This window comes from Piscinibacter defluvii (assembly GCF_004011805.1).
Lineage (GTDB): Bacteria > Pseudomonadota > Gammaproteobacteria > Burkholderiales > Burkholderiaceae_C > Piscinibacter > Piscinibacter defluvii.
The window spans coordinates 43,750-61,581 of the sequence record NZ_RCHJ01000027.1; the positions used below are offsets into that span (position 1 = coordinate 43,750).

Sequence of the window (17,832 nt, forward strand, 5' to 3'; positions counted from 1 at the left end):
CGATGGACCGCACCCCGCGCATCCTGATCGTCGACGACGACGTCGAGATCCGGCGCATGACCAAGACGCTGCTCCAGGACTACGGCTTCCTCGTCACCGTGGCCGGCAACGGGCGCGAGATGAATGCGGCACTGGCGCAATGGCATGTCGACCTGGTGGTGCTCGACGTGCTGCTGCCCGGCCCGGACGGCTTCGCGCTGTGCCGCGAGCTGCGCAGCCGCAGCGAGCTGCCGATCATCCTGATGACCGCGCTGCGCGAGGAGTCCGACCGCATCGTCGGCCTCGAGCTGGGCGCCGACGACTACCTCGTCAAGCCCTTCAACCCGCGCGAGCTGGTGGCGCGCATCCGCACCATCCTGCGCCGCGCGCGGGTGCGCGCCCCCGAGCCGGCGCAGGAGACCCGCTACGTCTACGGCTTCCGAGGCTGGCGGCTCGACGCCGGCGCGCGCGAACTGCAGGCGCCCGACGGCATGCTGGTGCCGCTGTCCACGCGCGAGTTCGCGCTGCTGCTGGCCTTCCTCAGCCACCCGCGCTGCCCGCTCAGCCGCGACCGGCTGGCCGACACCGTGCGCGGCCAGGACTGCGCACCCTTCGACCGCAGCATCGACATCCTGGTCTCGCGCCTGCGCCGCAAGCTCGAGGACAGCGGCAAGGAGCCCACGCTGATCAAGACCATCCGCGGCGAGGGCTACCAGTTCTGTGCCGAGGTGTCGCGCCAGCCGGCCGAACTGCTGGTGGCGCCGCCCTCCTGACCGCACGAGCGCGTGATGCCGCCCTGGCGCGACTCCCTGGCGCGCGGCGTGCCGCGCAGCCTGCGCGCGCGGCTGCTGGGCCTGCTGGCGCTGACGCTGGCCGCGCTGCTGCTGCTGGCCGGCCTGCTGCTGGGCCTGCCGGCGGCCTCGGCGGGCGCCTGGCTGGCCTGGCTGCTGGCCGCCGTGCCGCTGCTGGCGCTGGCCGGCTGGGCGGCGGGCCGGATGGTGGCGCCGATCGGCGATCTGGCCGCGGCCATCGAGCAGCAGGCGGCGGACGTGCGCGAGCCGCCGCTGCCCGAGCGCGGCCCGCTCGAGGCACGGGTGATGGCACAGGCCTTCAACCGCCAGCGCGAGCGCATCGCGGGGCTGCTGGCCGACCAGACCCGCATGCTGGCCGCCGTCTCGCACGACCTGCGCACGCCGGCCACGCGGCTGCGCCTGCGCGTCGAGTTCGTGCGCGAGGACGCCGAGCTGCAGCGCCTGATGCTGCGCGACCTCGACGAGATGGACGCGCTGCTGGCCGAGGCCATGGCCTTCCTCGCGCACGACGTGCGCGGCGAGCCGCGCAAGCTGGTCGACCTGGGCGCGCTGCTGCAGTCGCTGTGCGACGACTACGCCGACCTGGGCCGCCCGGTTGGCTTCGCCGAGCCGCCGCCGCTGCGCTTCCGCAGCGTGCCGACGCTGTTCTCGGCCGCGGGCCGCGAGCTCAGCTTCGACGGCGAGCGCAAGGTGCGCCTGCACTGCCGGCCCAACGCGCTGCGCCGCGCGGTCAACAACCTGATCGACAACGCACTGAAGTACGGCCACCGTGCCGACGTGCAGCTCGATGCCGACGCCCAGCGCGTGCGCATCGGCGTGCTCGACCGCGGCCCGGGCATTCCGCCCGAGGAACTCGACAGGGTGCTGCTGCCCTTCTACCGCATCGAGTCGTCGCGCCAGCGCAGCACCGGCGGCATGGGCCTGGGGCTGGCGATCGTCAAGGCAGTGGCCGAGGCGCACCGCGGCCGCGTCGAGCTGAGCAACCGGGCCGAGGGCGGGCTGGCCGCCACGCTGGAGCTGCCGCGCGAGGCCTGAGCGCGAGGCCTGAGCGCAAGGCCCGAGCGCGAGGCCCGGGCGTGCGAGCGGGTAAGCTCACGCCATGCCCGTCTCCCCCCGCCCCGTCGAATCGCGCCGGCTCTACCAGCAGGTGGCCGACGAGATCCGCGAGATGATCCAGCGCGGCGGCTTCGAGGTCGGCACGCGCCTGCCGCCCGAGCGCGACCTGGCGCAGCAGCTCGGCGTGTCGCGCCCGTCGCTGCGCGAGGCGCTGATCGCGCTGGACATCGAGGGCAGTGTCGAGATCCGCGGCGGCTCGGGCGTCTACGTCAACACCGTGCAGGAGCCGCCGCCGCGGCGCACCGCGGCGCTCGGCGAGAGCCCGACGGAGCTGATGCAGGCCCGCTCGGCGATCGAGGGCGAGATCGTGGTGCTGGCCTGCGCCCGCATCGACACCGCTGCCCTCGCGCGGCTGCGCGACATCGTCGAGGGCATGCGCGAGGAGATCACGCGGCGCCGCTCGCCGCTGGAGTTCGACCGCCGCTTCCACCTGATGCTGGCCGAGCTGGCCGGCAACTCCGTGATGGCGCGCCTGGTGGGCGACCTGTTCGACGAGCGCAACAGCCCGCTGTCGGCCAAGATCAGCTCGCGCTACGAGAGCACCCGCACCTGGGCCGCGGCGCTGAAGGAGCACGAGGCCATCGTGCATGCCCTGGCGGCGCGCGACCCGCTCAGCGCGCAGGCCGCGATGCGCAGCCACCTCAAGGCTTCGGAGCTGCGCTGGGTCGGGCGCGACTGACGCAGCGCCAGCTCGGCGAGCGTCGAACCGAGGTCGGACACGCGCGCGCGGCGCCATCGGCCCGTCACGGGGCTTGACTCTCTTTGATATTTCCATAAACTTAGAACCATGAATGAGAAAACTGCCGTTGCCGCCCTTGCCGCCCTGGCGCAGGAAGCCCGGCTGCGTGTCTTCCGCGCACTGGTCGGTGCCGGCCCGGAGGGCATGACCCCGAGCGCCCTGGCGGCGATGCTCGACATCCCCGGCTCCACGCTGTCGTTCCACCTGAAGGAACTCGTGCACGCCGATCTGGTGAGTGTCGAGCGCGACGGCCGCAACCTGCACTACCGCCCGGCGCTCGACCGCATGAACGAACTGCTCTCCTACCTCACCGACCACTGCTGCCTGGGCAAGTCCTGCTCGCCCGGCAGCGGCAAGCGCCGCACCACCTGCTGATCCGAAAGGCCGTCATGAAGCGATTCCACGTCCACCTGCACGTCGAAGACCTCGCCCAGAGCATCGCCTTCTACTCGACGCTGTTCGCCGCCGAGCCGTCGCGCGTCGAGAGCGACTACGCCAAGTGGATGCTCGACGACCCGCGCATCAACTTCGCCATCTCCACGCGCGGTGCCCGGCCCGGCATCGACCACCTCGGCTTCCAGACCGACGACCCGGCGGAACTGGCCGAGATGAAGTCGCGCGCCGAACGCGCCGACATGGCGCTGCTCGACGAAGGCGAAACCACCTGCTGCTATGCACGCAGCGAGAAGCACTGGGTCACCGACCCGCAGGGCATCGCCTGGGAGCATTTCCACACCCTGGGCAACATCCCCGTCTTCAGCGAAGGCCAGCCGGCAGACGCTGCCGCCGCCTGCTGCACACCGGCGGCTGCGGCCACTTCCACGCAGGCCTCGGCCTGCTGCGCCCCCGCCCCGCGTGGAAAGCCGATCGGCATCCCGGTCAAGTCCTCGAACTCCTGCTGCTGAGCCCCCCATGGACGACAAGACCTACAACGTGCTGTTCATCTGCACCGGCAACTCGGCGCGCTCGGTGATGGCCGAGGGCTTGATGAACGAGCTGGGGCACGGCCGCTTCAAGGCCTGGTCGGCCGGCAGCCATCCGAAGGGCACGGTGCACCCCTTGGCGCTCAAGACCCTGGCGACGCACCGCATCCCGACCGACGGGTTCCGCAGCAAGGGCTGGGAAGAGTTCGCGCGCCCGGACGCACCGGAGCTCCATTTCGTCTTCACGGTCTGCGACCAGGCCGCCGGCGAGGTCTGCCCGGTGTGGCCCGGCCAGCCGATGACGGCGCACTGGGGCCTGCCCGACCCTGCCGCCGTGGAGGGCGACGAGGCGGTGCGCGAGAAGGCCTTCCTCGACGCCTTCGTCACGCTGAAGCGCCGCATCCAGCTGATGCTGTCGCTGCCGCTCGCCAGCCTGGACCGCATGGCGCTCCAGAGGGAAATCAAGGCCATCGGAAGCCGCTGAGCCATGACCACCCACGTCCTGATCTTGTGCACCCACAACTCGGCGCGCAGCGTGCTGAGCGAAGGGATGCTCAATCACCTGGCGGCCAGGCTCGGCAAGGATGTCCGGGCTCACAGTGCCGGCAGCGCCCCGAGCGGCCGCATCAACCCGTTTGCGATCGAGGCACTGCGCAACGCCGGCATCGACACCGACGGCTACCGCAGCAAGAGCTGGGACGAGTTCAGCCGCGATGGCGCGCCGCCGCTGGCCATCGTCATCACCGTCTGCGACAGCGCCGCGGCCGAGCAGTGCCCGGTGTTCTTCGGCGGCACCGGCGGCCCGCCGGTCAAGGTGCATTGGGGCTACCCCGATCCGTCGAACGCCGAGGGTGGCGACGAAGGCAAGCGCCGGGCCTTCGAGCTGACACGCCAGGCCATCGGCTACCGCATGCTGCAGCTGCTCGCGCTGCCGCTTCAGGCGATGGACCGCACCGCGCTGCAGGCTGCCCTCGTCGAGATCGGCAGGAGCTGATCGAACAAGAACATGAACACGACCACCTTGCCCTCCCGCGCCGAGGCGCCCGCGCCGATGAGCGTCTTCGAGCGTTACCTCACCGTCTGGGTCTTCCTCTGCATCGTCGTCGGCATCGCGCTCGGCCAATGGCTGCCCGACCCGTTCCGGGCCATCGGACGCATGGAGGTCGCCAAGGTCAACCTGCCGGTGGGCCTGCTGATCTGGGTGATGATCATCCCGATGCTGCTGAAGGTCGACTTCGGCGCCCTGCATCAGGTCAGGCAGCACTGGCGCGGCATCGGCGTCACGCTGTTCGTCAACTGGGCGGTCAAGCCCTTCTCGATGGCGCTGCTGGGGTGGATCTTCATCCGCCACGTCTTCGCGCCCTACCTGCCGGCCGGCCAGCTCGACAGCTACATCGCCGGCCTGATCCTGCTCGCCGCGGCGCCCTGCACGGCGATGGTGTTCGTGTGGAGCCGGCTCACCCACGGCCACCCGCTCTTCACGCTCAGCCAGGTGGCGCTGAACGACACCATCATGGTGTTCGCCTTCGCGCCCATCGTCGCGCTGCTGCTCGGCCTGTCGTCGATCACGGTGCCCTGGGACACGCTGCTGACCTCGGTGGTGCTCTACATCGTCATCCCGGTGCTGATCGCGCAGGGCTGGCGCAAGGCCTTGCTCGCCAGGGGCCAGGCCGCCTTCGACGCCGCGCTGGCGAGGATCGGGCCGTGGTCGATCGCCGCGCTGCTGGCCACGCTGGTGCTGCTGTTCGCCTTCCAGGGCGAGGCGATCCTGAAGCAGCCGCTGGTGATCGCGATGCTCGCGGTGCCGATCCTGATCCAGGTGTTCTTCAACTCGGCACTGGCCTACTGGCTGAACCGCCGGCTCGGCGAGTCGCACAGCGTGGCCTGCCCGTCGGCGCTGATCGGCGCGAGCAACTTCTTCGAGCTGGCGGTGGCCGCCGCGATCAGCCTGTTCGGCTTCGAGTCGGGCGCGGCACTGGCCACGGTGGTCGGCGTGCTGATCGAAGTGCCGGTGATGCTGCTGGTCGTGCATGTGGTGAACCGGAGCAAGGGCTGGTACGAGGCCGGCAGCCGGGCCTGACGCCATCGGCGAGAAGCGGAGCCACGGCTCCGCTTCTTCGGGTCAATTAGTTGCTATTGACAACCTGGACATGAGATCTCGAGATGCGCACCGATCGTTGCTATTCACAACCAGGACCCGGAGCCCCTCTCCTCCGCCCGGCTGCCCGGCGAACTGCTGCGCGAGGTCGCACGCCGGTACACCCGTGCGCAGCGCACCGTGGCCGCCTGATGCCACACCCGCAGCAGCCCGTGTCACCGGCCGGTCGAGCGGGCTCGCTCCGGCCCCGTGCCGCTCAGCGAGCTCGGCGCACGGCCGAGCCTGGAGAGGAGCTGGGTGTCCCGGGCCGTCGCTGGGCTGGTCGAAGTTGGATGGGTGACCAGGGGACCGAATCCGCTCGACGCGAGAAGCTGGCTCGTCATGCTCACCGCCGACGGCGACGCGCGTGCGTGAACCCCATGCCAGGCTCGACAAGCATGCGACGCGCGTGCTCGACCACCTGAGCCCGCGCGACCGCGCCACGGTCGAGAAGTCACTGCTGCCGTTGCTCAAGGCCCTGCACGAGGACGTGGACCTCGCCTCCTGCTGCTCCACCCCGCAGGGCCGCACCCCCAACAAGGAACGAAGATCATGCTGCCAAACACCTCCCCCTCGCTGCGTCCGGCCCACCCGGCCGATGAACCCGTCGCCGTGCTCGGTGCGGGCCCGGTCGGCCTCGCGGCCGCAGCCAAGCTCATCGAACGGGGCCTCCCGTTCGTCATCCTCGAGGCCGCGTCGAGCGTCGGCGCCAACCTCGTCGACTACGGCCACGTGCGCCTGTTCTCGCCCTGGCGCTACGACGTCGACCCGACGATGGCCCGGCTGCTGGAGCCGACCGGCTGGCGCGCGCCCGACCCGGATGCGCTGCCGCTGGCCGGCGAGGTGGTCGAGCAGGTGCTCCAGCCCTTCGCGCGCCTGCCGCAGGTTGCCGCCGCGCTGCAGCTCGGCACCCGGGTGCTGTCGGTCACGCGCGAAGGCTTCGACAAGGTCAAGAGCGCCGGCCGCGAGAAGGCACCGTTCGTGATCCGCGCGCTGCGCAACGGCGAGACCATCGAGTTCAAGGCACGCGCCGTGATCGACTCGACCGGCACCTGGAACCAGCCGAACCCGATCGGCGCGAGCGGGCTGCCGGCGATCGGCGAGCGTGAAGCAGCGGACCGCATCGCCTACGGCATTCCGGACGTGCTCGGCGCGGCGCGCAGCCGCTACGCCGGCAGGCGCACGCTGGTCGTCGGTGCCGGCCACTCGGCGGCCAACGCCCTGCTCGCGCTTGCCGACCTGGCCCGGGAAGCGCCGGGCACGTCGCTGGTGTGGGCCGTGCGCTCGCCGGCCCTGACGCGGGTGTTCGGCGGCGGCGACGCCGACGCCCTGCCGGCACGCGGCGCACTCGGCAGTTCACTGCGCAGCCTGCGTGACTCGGGCGGCCTGGAGTTCCACGCGGGACTGCGCATCACGCGCATCGAGCGGCACGACGGCCGGCTGACCGTCCTCGGCATCGACGCCGGGGGCCAGGCGCAGCGCCTGGCCGGCATCGACGAGATCATCTGCGCCACCGGGCAGCGGCCCGACCTCGGCCTGACCAGCGAACTGCGCCTGAAGCTCGACCCCTGGCTGGAGTCGAACGAGGCACTCGGGCCGCTGATCGACCCGAACCTGCACAGCTGCGGCACGGTGCGTCCGCACGGGCACCGCGAACTCGCCCATCCGGAGCCGGGGCTCTACACCGTGGGCGTAAAGAGCTACGGCCGCGCGCCGACCTTCCTGATGGCCACCGGCTTCGAGCAGGTGCGCTCGGTCGTGGCGGCCATCGCCGGCGACCTCGAGGCGGCCGACCGCGTCGAACTCGACCTGCCCGAGACCGGCGTGTGCAGCACCGGCGGCAGCGCCACGGAGGGCGCCGCCGAGGGCTCGTGCTGCGGCGGACCGGCGAAGACCGACCGTTCGGCCTGCTGCGCGCTCGACGAGCGGAAGAAGGCTGAAGGCGCGTCCGGCTGCGGCTGCGGCTGCGGCAGCAGCCGCCCGCCGGCCGTCGAGCCGCGGCGCGCGGCATCGGCGTGCTGCTGATGCCGAACCCGAACGCGACACCGCATGCGACTCCCCCTCAGCCCGGGTACCAGATGCGGCGCGGATCGTCGCTCGCGCGCTGCCACGACCAGGCCGACTCGACCAGCCGCTCCAGGTCGTAGGCGGGCCGCCAGCCGAGCAGGAACTTCGCCTTGCTGTTGTCCAGCCAGGTGGAGTGGTAGCGATCGCGGATCGGCACCAGCGGGCAGCCGCGCGTGCGCGCCAGGTGCTCGCCCAGGCGCACGTAGTCGACCGGCTCGTCCATCGCGACGTTCATCAGCTGACCGCGGGCGCGCGGCTGGTCGAGCGCGGCGAGGATGGCGGACACGAGGTCGTCCACGTGCACGAAGTTGCGCAGCAGCCCGGCACCGTTCGCGTCGAGCAGCACCGGCACCGCGCCGCTCGCCAGGTGCGCGGCGGCGGCCTCGAGGCCGACGAGATCGCACCAGCGCGGCGCGCCGAACACGTCCTCGCCAAAGCTGAGGTGCGCGCGCAGGTCGTCCTTCTCCATGATCCACGGCGCGCGCAGGCAGCAGGCGTTCAGGCCGTACTGCACGATGACCTGCTGCAGCATCGTCTCCTCCAGCACCTTGGAGAGCGCGTAGCAGCCCGGGTAGGCCGTGGGCGGCTGCGTTTCGACCACCGGCACCGGGTGCGGGTAGTGGAAGTGGCCCACCGCGGCGTCGCCGCCGATCAGCACGAACTGGCGGAAGCTGGGGCTCGCGCGGCAGCCCTCCAGCAGCCAGAACAGGCCCTTCACGGAGACGTCCATCGCATCGTCCGGCGTCTCCTTGCTGGTGGCCAGGTGCAGCACGTGGGTGACACCGTCGAGCGCACGCTGCACGGCCGCGCGGTCCTGGATGGCGCCGAACACCGACTCGACCCTCGCGTCCGGCGGCAGCGCGCGCTGGTGGCAGAAGGCACGCACGCGCCAGTGGCCACGGGCCTTGTCGGCGAGCAGGCGCGTGATGAACGCGCGGCCGACCTTGCCGGTGGCGCCGGTGACGAGGATGAGCGGGTCGGAGGGCGTGCTCATGGAAACCTCCCTAGGCCAGCAAGGCGTTCAGCCGCGGCTGCGCGAGCGCCGGGCAGGCCTCGGCCGCGAGCACCAGCAGCGGCGCGATGCGGCGCTGCTTCTTCTGCGCATGGTTCTGCGCGATGTCGGCCAGCCGGTGCGCGAGATAGGGGTTGAGCAGCCGGTCGCGCAGCACGACGAGATACTCACGTGCCGCAGCGCCTTCGCCCAGCGCGTCGAACACCGGCAGCACCTCCTCCTGCCAGACGGCCTCGAGCGCCGTGCGCATCGCGGCGTCGTGCATCGCGTCGCGCACGCACAGCTCGCGCGCGTGCGCGCCGCGCAGCCACAGCTCGGCCAGCACCGTGTGGCCGAGGTTGAGCAGGAACAGCTTGAGCCGCTCGTACGGCGCCAGGTCGTCGGTGAGCACGATGGCCGGGTGCCGGCAGGGCAGCACCAGGCGCGGCTGGCGTTCGACGGCCCACAGCGCATAGGGTTCGGCCACCGCGCCCACGGGCTCGAGCGGCTCGGAGACGATGCGATCCACCAGGCTGTTGGCCCACACCGGATGCGCGCCCAGCCAGTCGAGGAAGGCCGGCTCGCCGCCCCACTCGCGCGCGAGCTGCAGCAGCAGCGCCCGCAGCCGCTCGCCGTTGCGGCTCACCAGCTCGCAGGGCAGCAGGCTGAGCGGGCGCTCGGGCGCGGCGAGCCAGCGGTCGTGCAGCAGCACCAGCAGCCGGGCCGCAAAGGCCTCGGGTGCGGCGGCCTCGGCCTGCCAGTGCGACGGCCCGTCGCCCGGGTGCAGCGCCCAGCCGGTGTCACCGGTGTTGGAGACGATCACCTGCACCTGCTCGCGCATGCGCTGCCGCAGCGCCGGCCAGTGCGTGCGCGCCTCCACTGCCTCGTGCACCGCGGTGCAACGCCGGCGCGATTCGTGCGGCTGGCCGTCGACCAGGCCACGCACGATCACCTCGTAGCCCTCGGCCCGCGCCAGCGCCGCGGTGCGCGCGCTGCTCACCGGGCTGCCGGTGCCCTGCACGACGCAGATGCCGCCCAGCGCCTCGCCGGCCTGCAGTGCCTCGTGCACGAACAGGTCCACATGCGCCTGCAGGAAGCGGCCGGTGCCGAACTGCAGGATGGGTGGCCCGCCGGTCATGACAGCCCCTCGGCCGACGGGTACGTCGGCCGATCCCCATGGGACACGGGGTGTCTCATTGCGTCAGCACTCGACGATGGCCTTGACCACCCGCTGCGCCGGGTCGAGCAACTGCGCGAAGCCGCCCGGCACGTCGGCCAGCGCGAGCCGGTGCGTGGCCAGCGCGCGGTCCGGCACCTGGCCGGCGCGCATCGCCGCCAGCACGGTCTCGAAATCCGCCGCAGTGGCGTTGCGGCTGGCCAGCAGGCTGGCCTCGCGCTTGTGGAACTCGGGGTCCGGGAAGCGCAGGTCGGCCTGCACGATGGACACCAGCACGTAGCGCCCGCCGTGGGCGACGAAGCGCAGGCCGCGCTCCATCGCCCGGGCGCTGCCGGTGGCGTCGAACACCACGTCGAAGAACTCGCCGCCGGTCATGCGGGCCAGCGCATCCTCGTCGCCCTCGCCCAGCGGCACGACGGCCGCCACGCGGACGTCGCGCTGCGCCACCTCGAGCCGGTCGGCGCGTCCGTCCAGCGCCACCACCTGCGCGCCACGCAGGCGCGCGAACAGCATCGCCCCCAGGCCGATCGGCCCGGCACCCACCACCAGCACGCGCTGCCCCGCCTGCACCTCGCCGCGCCGCACCGCATGCGCGCCGATGGCCAGGAACTCGAGCATCGCCGCCTGGTCCAGCGTGATGCCGTCGGCGCGGTGCACGAAGGCCCGCGGCACGCTCAGGTACTCGGTGAAGGCGCCGTCGCGGTGCACGCCCAGCACCTGCAGCGCCACGCAGCAGTTGGTCTTGCCCTGGCGGCAGGCCACGCAGCGCCCGCACGAGAGGTAGGGCATCACGTACACCGGGTCGCCGGGCGCGAGCCCGGTGCCGGGCTCGGTCTCGGCGACCACGCCCGACAGCTCGTGCCCCATCACGCGCGGATAGCTCAGGTAGGGCTGGTCGCCGGTGTAGATGTGCAGGTCGGTGCCGCACACGCCGACCCGCCGCACGCGCAGCAGCACCTCGCCGGCGGCGCGCACCGGCCGCTCGCGCTGCTGGATCTCCAGCCGCCCGGGCGCGGCGCACACCACCGTCAGCATCGGATCCACGAAGGCGCCTGTCATCGTCAGTAGAGGACGTTCTTCGCCTCGGTGCTGTCGATGTTCTTCTTCGTCACCATCAGCACGCCGGTGTCGCGGAACTTCGGCACCTTCTTGCCGGAGATCAGCTCGGCCGCCGTCTTCACGCCCAGGAAGCCCATCTGGTAGGCGCTCTGCACCGCGATGGCCTCGAGCGTGCCGTCCTTGACGAAACCCTGCAGGTCGGCATTGCCGTCGAAGCCGATCGCCGCGACCTTGCCCGCCTTGCCGGACTGCACCAGCGCACGGCCCATGCCGATGGCGGTGGGCTCGTTGGCGCCGAACAGGCCCATCAGGTCGGGGTGGGCGGCCAGCACGTCGGTGGTCTGGTTCAGCGCCGTGCCCATCTGCGAGTTGGAGTAGAAGGTGCCGACGATCTGCAGCTTCGAGTTCGCCTCGATGTACTTCTTGAAGCCGCCCACGCGCTCCACCTCCGAGCCGCTGCCGGCGGTGTAGGACATGACGGCGATCTTGCCCGTCGTGCCGATCTTGTCGATCAGCGCCTTGGCGCACAGTTCGCCAGCCTTCTTGTTGTCGGTGGCCAGGTAGGACTGGTGGTAGTTCTCGGCGCCCTTGCCGGCGGCCGAGTCGATCACGATCACCGGGATGCGGGCCTCCCAGGCCTTCTTCATCGCCGGCACCAGCGCGTCGGGGTCGGACGGCGCGAGCACGATCGCGGCCACCTTGCGGTTGACCGCGTTCTCCACCAGCGCCACCTGGCCGGCGAGGTCGGTGTCCGAGGCCGCGCCCTGGAAGCTCGAGGTGTAGCCCTTGAGTTCGCCCACCGCCGCGTTGGCGCCCTTCTTGACGTTCTGCCAGAAGTCCGAGTTCGCCGTCTTCACGATCACGGCGATCTCCTTGTCCGCGGCGGATGCCGCCATCGCCACCGCCGCCATCGCCGTGGCCACCACCGTCTTCAGCATGCTCTTCATGGAGTCCTCCTCGGTTGAAGGGAAGTCGTCCCGCGGGACGACGCGCCGGCTCGTTGCCCGCCGGCGGGGTTTCATCGCCGCTGGCGCATCTGGTCGATCCACACCGTCAGGAGGATCACCAGCCCGATGACGATCTGCTGGACGAAGGCGGACACGCCGCCCATGTTCAGGCCGTTGCGCAGGATGCCGATCACGAAGGCGCCGATCAGCGTGCCCGAGACCGTGCCCACCCCGCCGGCCAGCGAGGTGCCGCCGATCACCGCCGCGGCGATCGCGTCGAGTTCGTACATCAGGCCCTCGCTGGGCTGCGCGGTCACGAGGCGCGACATCAGCACGCAGCCGGTCAGGCCGGCGATCAGGCCCGAGGCCACGTAGGTGAACAGCGTGACCGCGTCGACCGGGATGCCCGACAGCCGCGCCGCCTCGCGGTTGGAGCCGACCGCCACGATGTGGCGGCCCAGCCGCGTGCGCGTCAGCAGCACCGAGACGGCCACCGCCAGCAGCACCATCAGCAGCACCGGGTAGGGAATGCCGGGGAACAGCACGTCCGGGAAGCCGTCGTCGCCGACGCGCACGATGCGCCCGAGCGAACCGTTGCCGAGCTCGGCGAAGCCCTCGCCCAGGCCACCCACCGCCTTGGCCTCGGTGATCTGCAGCGCCAGGCCGCGCGCCACCAGCATCATCGCGAGCGTGGCGATGAAGGGCGGCAGGCGCAGCCGCGTGACGGCCAGGCCGTTGACCAGCCCGCACAGCGCCCCCACCAGCAGCCCGGCGCCCATGCCGAGCGGCACCGGCGCACCGGCCTTGACCGCGAGCGCCGCGACGACCCCGGCCAGCGCCAGCACCGCGCCGACCGACAGGTCGATGCCGCCGGCCACGATCACCAGCGTCGCGCCGATGCCGAGGTAGGCGATCGAGGTCACCTGCAGCGCCACCGTCATGCCGTTGCCGAGCGTGAAGAAGGCCGGGCTGGCGAACGAGAACACCAGCGTCAGCAGCAGCAGGCTGGCGAGGGCGGCGAACTTCTGGAACAGGTCCCGCTGTCGGTCGTTCATGGGTCAATGCAGGCTGCGGCGACCGGAGGCGTACTGCATGACCTCCTCCTGCGTCGTGTGGCGGGTGTCGAGCACGCCGGTGATGCGGCCGGCATGGAACACCGCGATGCGGTCGGTCATGCCGAGGATCTCGGGCAGTTCGGAGCTGATCAGCACCACGCCGATGCCCTGCGCGGCGAGCCGGTCCAGCAGCTGGTAGATGGCGAACTTGGCCGCCACGTCGATGCCGCGCGTGGGTTCGTCGAAGAACAGCACGCGCGAGCGCCGGAACAGCCACTTGGCGATCACCACCTTCTGCTGGTTGCCGCCCGACAGCAGCCGTGCGCGCTGGCGCACGCCGGGCGTGCGGATCGCGAGCGACTCGACGTAAGCCTGCGCGGCCGCCTCCTCCGCCTCGCGGCGGATGAAGCCGAGCCGGCTGCACACCGCGGCCAGGTGCGCCATGCTGATGTTGTGGGCCACCGGCAGGTCGATCGCCAGGCCCTGGCCCTTGCGGTCTTCCGACAGGTAGGCGATGCCCTGCGCGATGGCCTCGCGCGGCGAGCGGATGCGCAGACGCCGGCCCTCGAGCTCGATCTCGCCGGCCTCGACCGGATCGGCGCCGAACACCGCGCGTGCGAACTCGGTGCGGCCAGCGCCGATCAGCCCGGCGAAGCCGAGGATCTCGCCACGGCGCAGCTCGACATCCACCGCCTCGGCGCAGCCGCGCCGACGCAGGCCGCGCACGCGCAGCAGCGGCTCGGCCGAAGGCAGCGCGCTGCGCGGCGGGAACTGCGCGTCCAGCGGGCGGCCGACCATCTGCTCGACGATGCGGTCCACGCGGGTCGCCGCGAAGTCCTCGGTGGCAACGCGACGGCCGTCGCGCAGCACGGTGACGCGGTCGACGATGGCCGCCATCTCGTCGAGCCGGTGCGAGATGTAGACGATGCCCACGCCCTGCGCGCGCAGCTGCCGCACCACGCCGAACAGCTGCGCGGTCTCGGTGCCGGTGAGCGAGGAGGTCGGCTCGTCCATGATCAGCACGGTCGCGTCGATCGACAGCGCCTTGGCGATCTCCACCATCTGCTGCTGCGCGATCGACAGGCCGGCCACCGGGGCCTCCGGCCGGACCGCGACGCCGAGCCGCTCGAGGCAGCGCCGGGTGTCGGCATGCAGGCGGCGCCGGTCGATGAACCAGCCGCGCCGCGGCTCGCGGCCGAGGTACACGTTCTCGGCCACCGACAGGTGCGGCACCAGGTTGAGTTCCTGGTGGATCATCACCACGCCACGCGCCGCCGCAGCCTGCACGCCGTCGAAGCGCACCGTCTCGCCGCGGAACACGATCGTGCCCGCGTCCGGGGCATGGATGCCGGCCAGCACCTTCATCAGCGTCGACTTGCCGGCGCCGTTCTCGCCACACACGGCATGCACCTCGCCGGCCCGCAGCTCGAAGTCCACCCCGTCGAGCGCACTGACGCCGGCAAAGCGCTTGGCGATGCCGCGCAGCTGCAGCAGCGGCGCGGCGCCGGCGGAGGGGACGGATTGGTCAGGCCACATTGGTCAGGCCACTTTACATGCCGACTGTTTCGGCCTGACCCGTAAAAACCCTCCTGTGCAATCTCGCCGCGACGGTGCCCCAAGGTGGCCTGACCACATGCTGCGGCGCGACATTTGTATCGCTGCGTAGCAGACCCCGCGCAGCGTCGAGCAGCGTTACGAGACGGCCTGCACAAGCGGCCGGCAGGGCAACACCATCGCGGCCGCAACCACCGTGCGAGGAGACCCACCGTGCCTCAACCCCGCCGCCGCCTGTTGGCGCTCGTCCTGTGCAGCGCCGCGCTGCTCGCCGCCCCGGCCCAGGCCGGCCCGCCCACCGTGGAGGTGCTGCACTTCATGACCTCGGGCGGCCAGGCCAAGGCAATGAAGTCGCTCAAGGACGACCTCGAGTCGCAGGGCGGCAAGTGGATCGACACGCCGGTGGGCGGCGGCAACAGCGAGGACGCGCTGGCCAAGCTGCGCACCCGCGTGATGGGCGGCGACCCGCCCTCCTCGGTGCAGCTCAAGGGCCCGCTGATCCAGGAGTGGGGCAACCTCGGCGTGCTGCAGGCGATCGACGACGTGGCCGCCGCCGGCCGCTGGGAGCAGGCGCTGCCCAGGTCCGTGGCCGAGACCATGAAGTACAAGGGCCAGTGGGTGGCCGCGCCGGTGAACATCCACCGGCTCGACTGGATGTATGCCAACCCGGCGGTGCTCAACAAGGTCGGCATCAAGATGCCCGCCACCTGGGAGGAGTTCGACGCCGCGGCCGAGAAGCTCAAGGCCGCCGGCATCACGCCGCTGGCGCACGGCGGCCAGGCCTGGCAGGACGCCTCCCTCTTCGAGATCATCGTCGCCAGCGTCGGCGGGCCGGACTTCCACCGCAAGGCGCTGGTCGAGCTCGACCCGGCCGCGCTGACCGGCCCGACGATGAAGGCGGTGTTCGACCGCATGCGCAAGCTGCGCGGCTACGTCGACGCCAACTTCTCCGGGCGCGACTGGAACGTCGCCACCAACATGATCATCACCGGCCAGGCCGGCTTCCAGCTGATGGGCGACTGGGTCAAGGGCGACATGAGCGCCGCCGGCAAGCAGCCGGGCAAGGACTACGTCTGCGCCAACCCGCCGGGTTACGGCGGCGCGAACTTCCTGTTCATCGTCGACAGCTTCGCGATGTTCCGCTCCAGGAACCCGGACGTGCTGGCCGGCCAGAAGCTGTTCGGCAAGCTGATGATGGAGCCGCGCTTCCAGGAGAACTTCAACCTCGCCAAGGGGTCGATCCCGGTGCGCACGGACATGAAGCTGGACAAGTTCGACGCCTGCGCGCTGGCCGCGCGCGACCAGATGGACAAGTCGATCAAGGGAGGCGGCTTCAACCCCTCGGCCATCCACGACATGGCGGTGGCCAGCGCGGTGCGCGGCGCGATGACCGACGTCGCGACCCGGCACTTCAACTCCAACCTCTCCTCGGACGACGCCGTGCAGCTGCTGGCCAAGTCCATCCGGCAGGCACGCGAGTGATCCGTGCGGCGCTCGGGCGGCACCTGTCGGCGCTGATCCTGGCGCCGACCGGCGCGGCCACGCTGGTGTTCGTCTACGGCTTCATCGCCTGGACGGCGTACATGTCGTTCACCTCCTCGCGCATGATGCCGCTGTACGAGCTGACCGGCTTCGCCGCCTACACCCGGCTGTGGGAGCTGGAGCGCTGGAACGTCGCCATCGTCAACCTGCTGATCTTCGGCAGCCTGTACGTCGGCGTCGGGCTGGTCACCGGGCTGCTGCTGGCGATCCTGCTCGACCAGCGCATCCGCGCCGAGGGCCTGCTGCGCACCATCTACCTGTACCCGATGGCGCTGAGCTTCATCGTCACCGGCACGGTGTGGAAATGGCTGCTGAACCCGGGCATCGGGCTGGAGCGCGCGGTGCAGCAGCTCGGCTGGGAGGGCTTCCGCTTCGACTGGATCGTCGACCCGGACCTGGCCATCTACACCATCGTCATCGCCGGCGTGTGGCAGAGCTCGGGCCTGGTGCTCGCGATCTTCCTGGCCGCGCTGCGCGGCATGGACCAGGACGTGGTCAAGGCCGCCTTCATGGACGGCGCGAGCACCGTGCAGATCTACTGGGGCATCGTGCTGCCGTCGATCCGGCCGGCCTTCTTCTCGGCCGTGGTGGTGCTCACGCACCTGGCGGTGAAGAGCTTCGACCTGGTGGTGGCGATGACCAACGGCGGCCCCGGCTACGCCACCGACCTGCCGGCGATCTTCATGTACTCGATGAGCTTCCAGCGCAACAACATCGCGGTCGGCTCGGCCACCGCGATGATGATGCTGTGCACGGTGATGGCCATCATCGTGCCCTACCTCTACTCCGAGCTGCGGCCGGCACGGAGCGCCCGTGGCTGAGGCGGCACTCGGGCTCGGCGAAGGCCGCTGGGCGCCGGTGGCCGCGGCGCGGCGCCGCCAGCGCCTCGGGCGCTGGCTGCTGTACGCGCTGCTGACGCTGTTCGCGCTGTACTACCTCGCGCCGCTGTACGTGATGGTGGCCACCTCGCTGAAGTCGCCCGAGGAGCTGCGCGAGGCCTCGATCTTCGCCTGGCCGCAGCACCTGCAGCTGCACACCTGGACGCAGGCCTGGGGCGAGGTGTGCGTCAGCGTCAACTGCGGCGGCATGCGGCCGTACTTCGTCAACTCGCTGGTGGTGGTGATCCCGGCGGTGCTGATCTCCACGCTGATCGGCGCGGTCAACGGCTACGCACTCTCGTTCTGGCGCTTCCGCGGATCGAACCTGCTGTTCGGCGCGCTGCTGTTCAGCTGCTTCATCCCGTTCCAGGCCATCATCCTGCCGCTCGCGCAGCTGCTCGGCGCGGTCGGGCTGGCCAGCACCGGCACCGGCCTGGCGCTGACCTACATCGTCTACGGCCTCGGCTTCACGACGCTGTTCTTCCGCAATTTCTACGTCACCGTGCCGCGCGAGCTGGTGCGCGCGGCGACGATCGACGGGGCGGGCTTCTTCGCGATCTTCTGGCAGATCATGCTGCCGATCTCGCTGCCCACGCTGGTGGTCACGCTGATCTGGCAGTTCACGCAGATCTGGAACGACTTCCTGTTCGCCGTCACGCTGACCAACGGCGCCGGCCAGACCGCCACGGTGGCGCTGGGCAACCTGGTCAAGACCTCGCAGGCCACCAAGCGCTACGACCTCGAGATGGCGGCGGCCATCATCACCGGGCTGCCGACCCTGGTGGTGTTCCTCGTCGCGGGCAAGTACTTCGTGCGCGGCCTGACCGCCGGCGCAGTCAAGGGCTGAAGGGTTCGC

At 71.1% G+C, this 17,832-nt stretch carries 19 protein-coding genes; 13 read left to right on the top strand and 6 right to left on the bottom strand.

All coding sequences use genetic code 11. The features are described from left to right. Positions 1 to 2: 2 nt before the first annotated feature. The 10 genes from D9C15_RS29160 to D9C15_RS29205 all read left to right on the top strand — a co-directional run bounded on the left by D9C15_RS29160 (position 3) and on the right by D9C15_RS29205 (position 7,731). Positions 3 to 752, top strand: coding sequence for a response regulator (locus tag D9C15_RS29160; protein ID WP_128002818.1), 750 nt, complete (start codon positions 3 to 5; stop codon positions 750 to 752). 15 nt (positions 753 to 767) lie between these two features. Beyond that, entirely contained in the window at positions 768 to 1,826 is a 1,059-nt protein-coding gene (locus D9C15_RS29165) for an ATP-binding protein (RefSeq protein ID WP_128002820.1), read from the top strand. A 64-nt stretch (positions 1,827 to 1,890) separates the two neighbouring features. Beyond that, a complete protein-coding gene (locus D9C15_RS29170) occupies positions 1,891 to 2,586 on the top strand; it encodes a FadR/GntR family transcriptional regulator (protein ID WP_128002821.1) in 696 nt (231 codons plus the stop codon). A gap of 108 nt (positions 2,587 to 2,694) precedes the next feature. Continuing rightward, positions 2,695 to 3,021: an ArsR/SmtB family transcription factor gene (locus tag D9C15_RS29175; RefSeq protein WP_128002823.1), complete on the top strand. Its 327-nt coding sequence runs from the start codon at positions 2,695 to 2,697 to the stop codon at positions 3,019 to 3,021. A gap of 14 nt (positions 3,022 to 3,035) precedes the next feature. Further along, positions 3,036 to 3,551: an ArsI/CadI family heavy metal resistance metalloenzyme gene (locus D9C15_RS29180; RefSeq protein ID WP_128002824.1), complete on the top strand. Its 516-nt coding sequence runs from the start codon at positions 3,036 to 3,038 to the stop codon at positions 3,549 to 3,551. Positions 3,552 to 3,558: 7 nt separating this feature from the next. Further along, positions 3,559 to 4,053: an arsenate reductase ArsC gene (locus D9C15_RS29185; protein WP_128002825.1), complete on the top strand. Its 495-nt coding sequence runs from the start codon at positions 3,559 to 3,561 to the stop codon at positions 4,051 to 4,053. 3 nt (positions 4,054 to 4,056) lie between these two features. Beyond that, positions 4,057 to 4,563, top strand: coding sequence for an arsenate reductase ArsC (locus D9C15_RS29190; RefSeq protein ID WP_128002827.1), 507 nt, complete (start codon positions 4,057 to 4,059; stop codon positions 4,561 to 4,563). 12 nt (positions 4,564 to 4,575) lie between these two features. After that, entirely contained in the window at positions 4,576 to 5,649 is a 1,074-nt protein-coding gene (gene arsB, locus D9C15_RS29195; protein ID WP_128002829.1) for an ACR3 family arsenite efflux transporter, read from the top strand. A 267-nt stretch (positions 5,650 to 5,916) separates the two neighbouring features. Next, a complete protein-coding gene (locus D9C15_RS34625) occupies positions 5,917 to 6,081 on the top strand; it encodes a MarR family transcriptional regulator (RefSeq protein WP_128002831.1) in 165 nt (54 codons plus the stop codon). A 177-nt stretch (positions 6,082 to 6,258) separates the two neighbouring features. Beyond that, positions 6,259 to 7,731, top strand: coding sequence for an FAD-dependent oxidoreductase (locus D9C15_RS29205; RefSeq protein ID WP_128002833.1), 1,473 nt, complete (start codon positions 6,259 to 6,261; stop codon positions 7,729 to 7,731). Positions 7,732 to 7,768: 37 nt separating this feature from the next. Here the strand turns inward: D9C15_RS29205 and D9C15_RS29210 are convergent, their stop codons facing one another. The 6 genes from D9C15_RS29210 to D9C15_RS29235 all read right to left on the bottom strand — a co-directional run bounded on the left by D9C15_RS29210 (position 7,769) and on the right by D9C15_RS29235 (position 14,538). Continuing rightward, positions 7,769 to 8,767 (bottom strand): NAD-dependent epimerase/dehydratase family protein, encoded by a 999-nt coding sequence (locus D9C15_RS29210; protein ID WP_128002835.1) that lies wholly within the window; start codon positions 8,765 to 8,767, stop codon positions 7,769 to 7,771. A 10-nt stretch (positions 8,768 to 8,777) separates the two neighbouring features. Further along, a complete protein-coding gene (locus D9C15_RS29215; RefSeq protein ID WP_128002837.1) occupies positions 8,778 to 9,902 on the bottom strand; it encodes a mannitol dehydrogenase family protein in 1,125 nt (374 codons plus the stop codon). A 63-nt stretch (positions 9,903 to 9,965) separates the two neighbouring features. Then, positions 9,966 to 10,976, bottom strand: a complete 1,011-nt coding sequence (locus D9C15_RS29220; protein ID WP_128002882.1) for a zinc-binding alcohol dehydrogenase family protein — start codon at positions 10,974 to 10,976, stop codon at positions 9,966 to 9,968. A gap of 26 nt (positions 10,977 to 11,002) precedes the next feature. Beyond that, positions 11,003 to 11,947 (bottom strand): ABC transporter substrate-binding protein, encoded by a 945-nt coding sequence (locus D9C15_RS29225; RefSeq protein ID WP_128002839.1) that lies wholly within the window; start codon positions 11,945 to 11,947, stop codon positions 11,003 to 11,005. A 71-nt stretch (positions 11,948 to 12,018) separates the two neighbouring features. Continuing rightward, entirely contained in the window at positions 12,019 to 13,002 is a 984-nt protein-coding gene (locus D9C15_RS29230; protein WP_128002841.1) for an ABC transporter permease, read from the bottom strand. Between the two features lie 3 nt (positions 13,003 to 13,005). Next, positions 13,006 to 14,538: a sugar ABC transporter ATP-binding protein gene (locus D9C15_RS29235; RefSeq protein WP_128002843.1), complete on the bottom strand. Its 1,533-nt coding sequence runs from the start codon at positions 14,536 to 14,538 to the stop codon at positions 13,006 to 13,008. 231 nt (positions 14,539 to 14,769) lie between these two features. Between D9C15_RS29235 and D9C15_RS29240 the strand changes: the two genes are divergently transcribed. Genes D9C15_RS29240 through D9C15_RS29250 form a run of 3 tightly spaced genes read left to right on the top strand, consistent with a single transcriptional unit; the run spans position 14,770 to position 17,823 of the window. Then, positions 14,770 to 16,038: an ABC transporter substrate-binding protein gene (locus tag D9C15_RS29240; protein WP_240668641.1), complete on the top strand. Its 1,269-nt coding sequence runs from the start codon at positions 14,770 to 14,772 to the stop codon at positions 16,036 to 16,038. After that, a complete protein-coding gene (locus D9C15_RS29245) occupies positions 16,035 to 16,919 on the top strand; it encodes a carbohydrate ABC transporter permease (RefSeq protein ID WP_164886911.1) in 885 nt (294 codons plus the stop codon). Before D9C15_RS29240 ends, D9C15_RS29245 begins: the two co-directional genes overlap by 4 nt. Further along, positions 16,912 to 17,823 (top strand): carbohydrate ABC transporter permease, encoded by a 912-nt coding sequence (locus tag D9C15_RS29250; RefSeq protein WP_240668642.1) that lies wholly within the window; start codon positions 16,912 to 16,914, stop codon positions 17,821 to 17,823. The genes D9C15_RS29245 and D9C15_RS29250 overlap by 8 nt, the downstream gene beginning before the upstream one ends. Positions 17,824 to 17,832: the final 9 nt, after the last annotated feature.